Origin of the sequence: Streptomyces sp. OfavH-34-F (assembly GCF_022347745.1) — a bacterium.
GTDB lineage: Bacteria > Actinomycetota > Actinomycetes > Streptomycetales > Streptomycetaceae > Streptomyces.
This window is the reverse complement of sequence record NZ_JAKRGC010000245.1, coordinates 1-9,835: the sequence shown is the minus strand read 5'-3', so window position 1 is coordinate 9,835 and position 9,835 is coordinate 1. Positions and strand designations below refer to the sequence as shown.

Sequence of the window (9,835 nt, the reverse complement as noted above, 5' to 3'; positions counted from 1 at the left end):
GGCGGAGCCGCAGGCCGCGCAGCCGCAGGCTCCGCAGCCGCAGGCGCCCTGGTCCGCTCAGCAGCCTCAGCCCCAGCCCCCGCAGCAGGGCGGCGGCTACGGATTCCCGCCGGGCGCGCAGCCGCCGGCCGAGGGCGGCGGTGCCCCGCAGCTGCCCGCGCAGGCGCAGCCGCAGCCCCACCAGCCGCAGCCGTACCAGCAGCCCGTCGATCCGCGGGTCGGCACCGCGTGGCCCGCGCCCGTCACCCACGATCAGCGCGAGCGTTCCGTGCCGGGCGCCCCGCTGGGCTACACGGCGGCCGTGGAGCTCACGTCCGACCGGCTGATCCGGGGCAAGCAGAAGACGCGGAGCAGCCGCAACCCCTCGGCCGCGGCCCGGTTCAAGCTGGGCGGCAAGAAGGAGGAGCAGGAGAGGCTGCGCAAGCTGGAGCTGATCCGTACGCCGGTGCTCTCCTGCTACCGGATCGCGGTCATCAGCCTCAAGGGCGGCGTCGGCAAGACCACGACGACCACCGCGCTGGGCGCGACCCTCGCCAGCGAGCGGCAGGACAAGATCCTCGCCATCGACGCCAACCCGGACGCCGGCACCCTGGGCCGCCGGGTGCGCCGGGAGACCGGGGCGACCATCCGCGACCTGGTGCACGCGATCCCGCACCTCAACTCGTACATGGACATCCGCCGGTTCACCTCGCAGGCGCCCTCCGGGCTGGAGATCATCGCCAACGACGTGGACCCGGCGGTCTCCACGACGTTCAACGACGAGGACTACCGGCGCGCGATCGACGTGCTCGGCAAGCAGTACCCGATCATCCTCACGGACTCGGGGACCGGGCTGCTGTACAGCGCCATGCGCGGGGTGCTGGACCTGGCGGACCAGCTGATCATCATCTCGACGCCCTCGGTCGACGGCGCCTCCAGTGCCTCGACGACGCTGGACTGGCTGTCGGCGCACGGGTACGCGGAGCTGGTCCAGCGGTCGATCACGGTCATCTCGGGGGTCCGCGAGACCGGCAAGATGATCAAGGTCGATGACATCGTGCAGCACTTCCGGACCCGGTGCCGCGGGGTGGTCGTGGTGCCGTTCGACGAGCATCTGTCGGCCGGGGCCGAGGTGGACCTGGACATGATGCGGCCGAAGACGCGGGAGGCGTACTTCGACCTGTCCGCGCTGGTCGCCGAGGACTTCGCGCGCGCCCAGCAGCAGCAGGGGCTCTGGACGTCGGACGGCAGCGGCCCGCCGCCGCAGTACGCCCCGCCGCTGCCGGGCCGGCAGGTCCCCGGCCAGCAGGTCCCGGGTCAGCCGATGCCCGGTCAGCCGATGCCCGGTCAGCAGCCCGCCGCTCCGCAGCCGTACGCACCCCAGCAGCCGGGGCAGCCCGGACGGCCCCAGCCGGGGCAGTTCCAGCCGCAGCCCGGACAGCCGCAGCCCGGACAGCCGCAGTACCCCGGTCAGCCGTACGCGCCGCAATCACCCGGACAGCCCTACCCGCAGCAGCCCTACCCCGCGCAGCCGGGCCCCGGCGCCGGACAGGGGTGGCAGCAGCAGCCCGCGCAGGGACAGCAGCCGTACCCGCAGCCGCAGGCCGGGCAGCCCGGTCAGCAGGGTGCTCCGGAACCGTCCGCGCACCCCGAGTCGCAGGGCCCCGTACCGCCCGCCGGATGGCAGCAGCAGCCACCGTCAGCGCCTCAGCAGTAGGGCTTCAGAGGTCTGAACCAATGAGGGTCCGCATCGCCTCCGCGATGCGGACCCTTTTGGCATTCCCGCAGCCCACACGCCGTTTCGGGGACCGTTGACGTGGCTCGACCAGCGCTGGTAGACCTGCGCAACATCAGCCGGCGATCCAGAGTTCATCCCATCTTCTCCGTGCGAGTCATGACGCGAGGTCTCTGACCATGGTCGTAAGAATTTCACCGTCCTCCGCCCCGCCGCGTGCACGTCTACGCGTGTTCGTGGGCTCCGGTGCCGCCGCCCTCGCTCTCGCGGCCGGCTCCGTCGTACCGGGCGTACCCCTGGGCGCCGCGCCCCAGCAGGCGCAGGCCGCCGACAGCGGCGGCAAGACGCTGACCGTCGCGGTCGCGCAGAGCGTCGACTCCCTGAGCCCGTTCCTCGCCCAGAAGCTGCTGAGCACGAGCGTGTCGCGGCTCATGTACGACTTCCTGACGAACTACGACGCCAAGGACAACCACGCCGTCCCGGGCCTCGCCACCAAGTGGGAGCCCTCCCCCGACAAGCTGACGTGGACGTACACCATCCGGACCGACTCGAAGTGGTCGGACGGGCAGCAGGCGACCGCCGAGGACGCGGCCTGGACGTTCAACAAGATCATGGACGACGAGGCGGCGGCCCAGGCCAACGGCAGCTTCGTCACCAACTTCAAGAAGGTGACGGCGCCCAGCCCCACCCAGCTCGTCATCGAGCTGAAGGAACCCCAGGCCACCATGGCCGCGCTCGACGTGCCGATCGTGCCCAAGCACGTGTGGGAGAAGGTCGGGGACTTCTCGAAGTTCAACAACGACACGGCGTTCCCCGTCGTCGGCAACGGACCGTTCATCCTGACGGACTACAAGGTCGACCAGTACGTGAAGCTGAAGGCCAACAAGGACTTCTGGCGCGGCGCGCCCAAGTTCGACGAGCTGGTCTTCAAGACGTACAAGGACCAGGACGCGGCGGTCGCCGCCCTGCGCAAGGGCGAGGTCTCCTTCGTCGCCGGTTCGCCCGCACTGACGCCCGCTCAGGCGAACTCGCTCAAGGGCGACAAGAACATCAAGGTCAACGAGGGCCCGGGCCGCCGCTTCTACGCGCTGGCCACCAACCCCGGCGCACGGACCAAGGACGGCAAGAAGTTCGGCGACGGCAACAAGGCGCTGCTCGACAAGCGGGTCCGCCAGGCGCTGTTCCTGTCGGTCGACCGGGAGACGATCATCGACCGGGTCTTCCAGGGCCACGCCGTCGAGGGCAAGGGCTACATCCCGCCGCGCTTCTCCGCGTACGCCTGGGAGCCGTCCGCCGGCCAGGCGCTGGGCTACGACCCCGACAAGGCGGCCCGGCTGCTCGACGAGGCGGGCTACCCGCTCAAGGGCGACCGGCGCGTCGGCAAGGACGGCAAGCCGCTCGACCTGCGCATCCTGTGCCACGCCACCGACCCCAACGACAAGGCGGTCGGCAAGTACCTGAAGGAGTGGTGGGGCAAGATCGGCATCGGGCTGAAGGTGGACTGCCTGGACGACGTGTCGGTGCCCTGGTACGCGGGTGAGTACGACCTCGCCTTCGACGGCTGGTCCGTCAACCCGGACCCGGACTTCGTCCTCGGCATCCACACCTGCGCCGCCCTGCCCGCCAAGGCCAGGGCGAGCGCGGCCACCGACAACTTCATCTGCGACCGGACGTACGACGAGCTGTACAAGAAGCAGCTCGCCGAGTACGACCCCGCGAAGCGGGCCGAGCTGGTCGGGCAGATGCAGTCGTGGCTCTACGACTCGGGGTACATGAACGTCATCGCGTACCCGAACGCGGTCGAGGCCTACCGCACCGACCAGATCAAGTCCATCACGACCATGCCCGAGGCGGCCGGCAACATCTACGGCCAGGACGGGTACTGGAGCTGGTGGTCGGCCGTGCCCGCGAACGGGAGCGGCGACACGGACGGCGACTCCGGCTCCTCCACCGGTGTGATCATCGGAATCGTGGTCGCGGTCGTGGTCCTCGCAGGTGGCGGCTTCCTGATCTCGCGGCGCCGCCGCACCACCGCGGACGATCGCGAGTAGGTTCTCGAACGGGACGAGAGGAACCGGCCGGCGCGGGCGCGGCAGCGGGCCCGCGCCGGCCGCTTCCTCCAGGAACGACACGAGTTACGAGAGTTCCCATGACAGCTGACAGCACTCCGGCGCTCGTGCACCAGGCGGACGCGGCCGCGGACGGCCCTCCGGCCGGTCCCGGGGCCGCCGCCCGCGGGCCGCGGGCGCGCAACACCAAGGCCTATCTGACGTACGTGGCGGCCAAGCTCGCGGGGGCCGTCGTCTCCCTGTTCGCGGTGCTGGTCACCAGCTTCTTCCTCTTCCGGCTCATTCCGAGCGACCCGGTCAAGCAGATGACGGGCGGCCGGCGCGTATCGGCCGAGCAGCTGGAGTCGATGCGCCATCAGTTCGGGCTCGACCAGCCGATGTGGCAGCAGTTCACGAGCTACATCGGGGACGCGCTGACCGGCGACTTCGGTGCCTCCTTCGCGTACCACGCGCCCGTCATGGACAAGATCGTCGAGAAGCTGCCGGCGACGCTGCTGCTCACCGGCACCGCCTACGTCCTCTACAGCCTGCTCGGGCTCTGGCTCGGCACCCGTACCGCCTGGCGGAACGGTTCGGCGAACGACCGGTTCAACACGGCGCTGGCGCTGACGCTGTACTCGGTGCCGTCCTTCTGGCTCGGGCTGCTGCTGATCATCGTCTTCTCGGTGGGCGTCGGCCCGATCCCCGGCATGTTCCCGACCGGCGGAATGACGTCGGGCGACACGAGCGGCTTCGACTACGTGGTCGACGTGGCGCACCACATGGTGCTGCCGGTCATCACCCTGGTGGCGGTCGGCTACGCGCAGACGCTGCTCGTGATGCGGTCCTCGCTGCTCGACGAGATGGGCAGCGACTACCTGACGACGGCCCGCGCCAAGGGGCTGCGGGACGACACCGTGCGCCGCAGGCACGCCGTGCCCAACGCGATGCTGCCGACCTTCACCCTGATGTTCGTCAACCTGGGGCATGTGGTCGCGGGGCAGATCCTGGTGGAGACCGTGTTCTCCTGGCCGGGCCTCGGCTCGCTCTTCTACCAGGGCCTGAGCACCCCCGACCTGCCGCTCGTCCAGGGACTGTTCTTCGTCTTCGCCACCGCGGTGATCCTGGCGAACACCCTTGCCGATGTGCTGTATCCGCTGCTCGATCCCCGGGTGGGCCGATGACCACGACCGATCCCCTGTCCACGCCGACGCCCGCGCCGGCCCCGCCCGAGCCCGTCAGGAGTGCCCGCGCCCTGGCACGGGCCCGCAAACGCCGCTCCCTGGCCCGCTTCTGGCGGGCGTACCGCACGCACCGGGGCGGCATGTGGGGGCTGGGCTGCCTCGTCGTCTTCGCGCTCGTCGCACTGGCCGCGCCGCAGCTCGTCGGCGCCGACTCGCAGAGCGTCACCGAGGCGACCGGCGGCGCTCTGGAGTCACCGAGCGGCGCGTTCCCGCTGGGCACCGACCAGTTCGGGCGCAGCGTGCTGGCCCTGCTGGTGTGGGGGGCGCGGGTCTCGCTGACCGTGGGCCTTCTCGCGGCGTTCCTCTGCGTCGCCATCGGCACGGTCGTCGGGATCGTCGCCGGCCACTACCGGGGCTGGTACTCGACGGTGCTGATGCGGGTGACCGACTGGTTCCTGGTGATGCCGACCCTGGTGCTGGCCGTCGCCCTCGCCACGGTGATGGACCGCTCCCTGTGGACCATCGTCATCGCGATCGGCGTCACGACCTGGCCGACCACCGCCCGGCTGGTGCGGGCGCAGACCCTCGCGGTGGAGTCCCGCCCGTACATCGAGCGCGCCCGTGCGCTGGGCGGCGGCCACGGCCACGTCATGCTGCGGCACGTCCTGCCGAATGTGATGCCGCTGGTGCTCGCCCAGACCACGCTGGCGATCTCCGGCGCGATCCTGAGCGAGGCCACGCTGGCCTTCCTCGGCCTCGGCGACCCGACCATCACCTCCTGGGGCAGCATGCTCCAGGACGCGCGCGCCGCCGGGGCGGTCAGCGCGGGCGACTGGTGGTACCTGGCGCCTCCCGGCATCGCCATCGCCCTGGTGGCCCTGGCCTTCACCCTGTGCGGGCGCGCCATCGAGTCCGTCCTCAATCCCAAGCTGGGGGTGGCCCGTTGAGCACGACGAGCATCCGCGAGACGCCGCTGCTGGAGGTACGGGACCTGACGGTGACGTACGCCGGAGGGGCCCGGGCCGTGCGCGGCGTGAACCTGCGGGTCGAGGCGGGGCGCAAGCTCGGCATCGCCGGCGAGTCCGGCTGCGGGAAGTCCACGCTGGCACTGGCCCTGCTGCGGCTGCTGCCGGCGGGTACGGAGGTGACCGGCGAGATCCTGCTGAACGGCGAGGACGTCCTCGCGATGAAGTGGGGCCGGGTCAGGGCCGTGCGCTGGGCGGGCGCCTCGATCGTCTTCCAGGGCGCGATGCACTCGCTGAACGCGGTGCACCGCATCGGGGACCAGATCGCCGAACCGATCCTGCTGCACGGGAGGACCACCCCCGCGGCGGCCCGGAAGCGCGCCGGCGAGCTGCTGGAGCAGGTCGGGCTGCCCGCCGCCCGGACGGACGCCTATCCGCACGAGCTGTCCGGCGGCCAGCGGCAGCGCGTGATGATCGCCATGGCCCTCGCCTGCGATCCCGGTCTGATCATCGCCGACGAGCCGACGACGGCCCTGGACGTGATGATCCAGGCCCAGATCCTGCGCCTGATCGAACAGCTCGTCTCCGAACAGGACCTCGGCCTGATCATGATCAGCCACGACCTCGCGGTGCTGTCCGACACCTGCGACCGGCTCGCCGTGATGTACGCGGGGCGGGTCGTCGAGGAGGGTCCGGCGTCCGAGGTCTACGAGAGAGCGCACCACCCGTACAGCAGGGCCCTGTCGGGCGCCTTCCCGCGCATCGGCGACCCGGCGTCCCGGTTCGCGCCGCAGGGCCTGCCCGGTGACCCGCCCGACCCGGCGGCGCTGCCGGCCGGCTGCACCTTCCATCCGCGCTGCCCGGTCGCCCTGGACTCCTGCGCCACGCTGGACCAGGAGCTGCGGGACGCCGGTCCCGGCCGGCAGGCCGCGTGCGTGCTGGTCGATCCGGCCGGGGCGGCCCCACCGGGTGCGCAGGGTGCGCCGGGTGCCGAGGAAGCGAGGAGCACATCATGACGACGACCCCGGTGGACCTGCTCAGCGCGCAGGGGCTCAGGATCACGTTCCCCGGCCGGCACGGCGCGGCTCCGGCGCGCGCGGTGGACGGCGTCGACCTGGACATCCGGCCCGGCGAGATCGTCGCCCTGGTCGGCGAGTCGGGGTGCGGGAAGACGACGCTGGCGCGGTCGCTTCTCGGCCTGGTCCCGCCGACCGGGGGCCGGGTCACGTACGGCGGCAAGCCGCTGGACTACGGCAGCCGGGCGCTCAAGGCGTACCGCAAGCGGGTGCAGCTGGTCCTCCAGGACCCCAGCGGTTCGCTGAACCCGCGCCACACGGTGTACGACGCGGTGGCGGAGGGGCTGCGCATCCACGGCTACGGGGGCGACGAGCGCCAGGCCGTGCACGACGCGCTGGCGCGGGCGGGGCTGCGGCCGCCGGAACGGTTCTTCCTGCGCTACCCGCACGAGCTGTCCGGCGGTCAGCGGCAGCGTGTCGTGATCGCGGGGGCGCTGGTCCTGGAGCCGGAGCTGATCGTGGCGGACGAGCCGGTCGCCTCGCTGGACGCGTCGGTGCGCGGCGAGATCCTGGCGCTGCTGCTGCGGCTGCGCGAGGAGCTGGGCCTGTCCGCGCTGGTGGTCACGCACGATCTGGGCCTGGCGTGGAACATCGCGGACCGGGTCGCGGTGATGTACCTGGGCCGCATCGTGGAGACGGGGGACGTCGAGCAGATCCTGACGGCCCCGCGCCACCCGTACACGCGGGCGCTGCTGTCGGTGCTGCCGGAGGCGGAGGGCGACCCGGTGGTGCTGACCGGGGAGCCGCCGGACCCGTCGCGGGTGCCGTCCGGCTGCCGGTTCCACGCCCGCTGCCAGGTGCTGGCCTCGGGCGAGGCGGAGCGGGCGGGGGTCGCCGAGGCGTGCCGTACGCGGGACCTGCCGGTCCTGGCGGGCGGCGGGCAGACGCAGGTGGCGTGCCACTGGGCCACCGCGACGGCCGCGGCGCCCCCGGCCTGAGCGCCGGGCGGTTTCCCGGCCGGCGCGGCCGGGAAACCCGTGCTCAGTCCCGTTCGGCGGCGGCGACCAGTTCGCCGCACCGCTTCACGTCGGCGGCCATCGCCACGAGCAGGTCGTCGATCGTGTCGAACTTCAGCATGCCGCGTACGTAGGCCAGGAAGTCCACGGCGACGTGCAGCCCGTACAGGTCGAGGTCGACGCGGTCGATCGCGTACGCCTCCACCGTGCGCTCGGTGCCGTTGAACTGGGGGTTCGTGCCGACCGAGATGGCGGCGGGCATGGCCTCGCCGTTCGCGTGCAGCCAGCCCGCGTAGACGCCGTCTGCGGGGATCGCGGTGTGCGGCAGGGTCTCGACGTTGGCGGTGGGGAAGCCCAGCTCCCGGCCGCGCTGGGCGCCGCGCACGACGACGCCCTCGACGCGGTGCGGGCGGCCCAGGATCTCGGCCGCGCCGGTCACGTCACCGGCGGCGACCAGGCGCCGGGCGAGCGTGGAGGAGAACGGTTCGCCGCCGCCCGCCTCGCCGCGCACCCGCAGGTCGATGACCTCGACCTCGTAGTCGTGCTCGGCGCCCAGCTCGGTCAGCAGCTCGACGTTCCCCGCGGCCTTGTGGCCGAAACGGAAATTGGGGCCCTCGATGACCAGCCGGGCGTGCAGCTTGTCGACGAGCACCTTGGCGATGAAGTCGGCCGGGGCGAGCCGCGAGAACTCCGTGGTGAACGGCAGAATCAGCATCGCGTCCACGCCCAGCTCCGCCATCAGCTCCGCGCGCCGGTGGTGCGGGGCGAGCAGCGGCGGGTGGCTGCCGGGGCGGACGACCTCGCTGGGGTGCGGGTCGAAGGTGACGACCACCGACGGAACGCCCAGCTCACGCGCCCGCTCGACGGCCCGGCCGATGATCAGCTGGTGTCCGCGGTGCACCCCGTCGTACGAGCCGATGGTGACGACGCTCCGCCCCCAGTCCTGGGGGATGTCCTCCAAGCCTCGCCAGCGCTGCACTCTGACCGCTCCTCGTCCGAACCCGTGTACGTGATGATGTCGCTTACGCAGGTCTAAGACTGCCATGCTCACGCTCTGCGGCCCGCATCGGCATGGGCATCGACGCCTTCATGGCCTCCAGCGTGTGCCGCGCCCCGGGCCCCACGACGGCCGCCCATTCCCGCGGGGCGGCGTCCAGCCAGCCGGCGACCAGGGCGCCGAACCCGGGAATCTCCCCGGCGAGCGCCACCAGTCTGCGGTCGAACAGCGCGGCCCCTTCGGGGGTGCGTACGAGGAGCGTCCCGGCGCGGTGCACCAGCGCCCTGGTCCGGGCCGGTGACCGTCCGGCGCTGCCGGTGGCGGCGGCCCGCAGCAGCGCCTCCAGGACCACCGGGTGCGGGGCCCCGCCGCTCTGCTCGAACTCCAGCAGCACCTCCAGCAGCTCGTCGCGGACCGGCTGGGACGCGGGGCTGCCCGGCGAGGCGAGCACCGCGGCCAGCGAGCCCCGGACCGGTGGGGCGGCCGGGCGGTCCCGGAGCAGCCCGGTCAGCAGCGGCAGCAGCAGGGCGCGCGCGGCGGGGCCGTGCTCCAGCCGGCGGTCGAGGTACACGCCGGTGTGCACGGTGTCCTCCGGGTGGCCGTCCACATAGGCCCGGACGAGTCCGGCGGCGTGCAGCGCGAGTTCCGGAGCGTCGATCCCGGCCAGGGCCCCCAGCACCTCCCCCGCGCCCTGGTCCGGCCGGGCGAGCCGGTCCCGGTAGGCGGCCACCACGGTGTCCGGGTGCGTGGGCAGGGCGGCGGCGAGCGCGGCGGGCGGCACCCGGACCTCCTGCGGCCCTTCGGCGGTGAACGCGCGGACGGCCTGCGGGAGGTGGCGGTCGCGGGTGCGCGGGTCGGCGACCAGCAGGGCCAGGAGCGGCCCGTGCAGTTCGCC

Annotated in this window: 7 protein-coding genes and 1 pseudogene; 6 read left to right on the top strand and 2 right to left on the bottom strand. The window is 72.5% G+C overall.

Translation table 11 applies throughout. The features are described from left to right. The 6 genes from MHW47_RS26625 to MHW47_RS26600 all read left to right on the top strand — a co-directional run. Positions 1-1,696, top strand: a 1,696-nt coding sequence (locus tag MHW47_RS26625; protein WP_239226313.1) for a MinD/ParA family protein, incomplete at its 5' end; no start/stop codon positions are given. 197 nt (positions 1,697-1,893) lie between these two features. Continuing rightward, positions 1,894-3,765: an ABC transporter substrate-binding protein gene (locus MHW47_RS26620; protein ID WP_239226312.1), complete on the top strand. Its 1,872-nt coding sequence runs from the start codon at positions 1,894-1,896 to the stop codon at positions 3,763-3,765. Positions 3,766-3,863: 98 nt separating this feature from the next. Beyond that, positions 3,864-4,946, top strand: a complete 1,083-nt coding sequence (locus MHW47_RS26615; protein ID WP_239226311.1) for an ABC transporter permease — start codon at positions 3,864-3,866, stop codon at positions 4,944-4,946. Continuing rightward, positions 4,943-5,893, top strand: coding sequence for an ABC transporter permease (locus MHW47_RS26610; RefSeq protein WP_239226310.1), 951 nt, complete (start codon positions 4,943-4,945; stop codon positions 5,891-5,893). The genes MHW47_RS26615 and MHW47_RS26610 overlap by 4 nt, the downstream gene beginning before the upstream one ends. Next, entirely contained in the window at positions 5,890-6,927 is a 1,038-nt protein-coding gene (locus MHW47_RS26605) for an ABC transporter ATP-binding protein (RefSeq protein WP_239226309.1), read from the top strand. Before MHW47_RS26610 ends, MHW47_RS26605 begins: the two co-directional genes overlap by 4 nt. After that, entirely contained in the window at positions 6,924-7,925 is a 1,002-nt protein-coding gene (locus MHW47_RS26600) for an ABC transporter ATP-binding protein (RefSeq protein WP_239226308.1), read from the top strand. The genes MHW47_RS26605 and MHW47_RS26600 overlap by 4 nt, the downstream gene beginning before the upstream one ends. A gap of 43 nt (positions 7,926-7,968) precedes the next feature. On the opposite strand, the gene MHW47_RS26595 is transcribed toward MHW47_RS26600, so the two are convergent. Beyond that, positions 7,969-8,922, bottom strand: a complete 954-nt coding sequence (locus tag MHW47_RS26595; protein ID WP_239226307.1) for a bifunctional riboflavin kinase/FAD synthetase — start codon at positions 8,920-8,922, stop codon at positions 7,969-7,971. A gap of 43 nt (positions 8,923-8,965) precedes the next feature. Next, positions 8,966-9,835: pseudogene (locus MHW47_RS26590) on the bottom strand (serine protease); the annotation flags it as partial.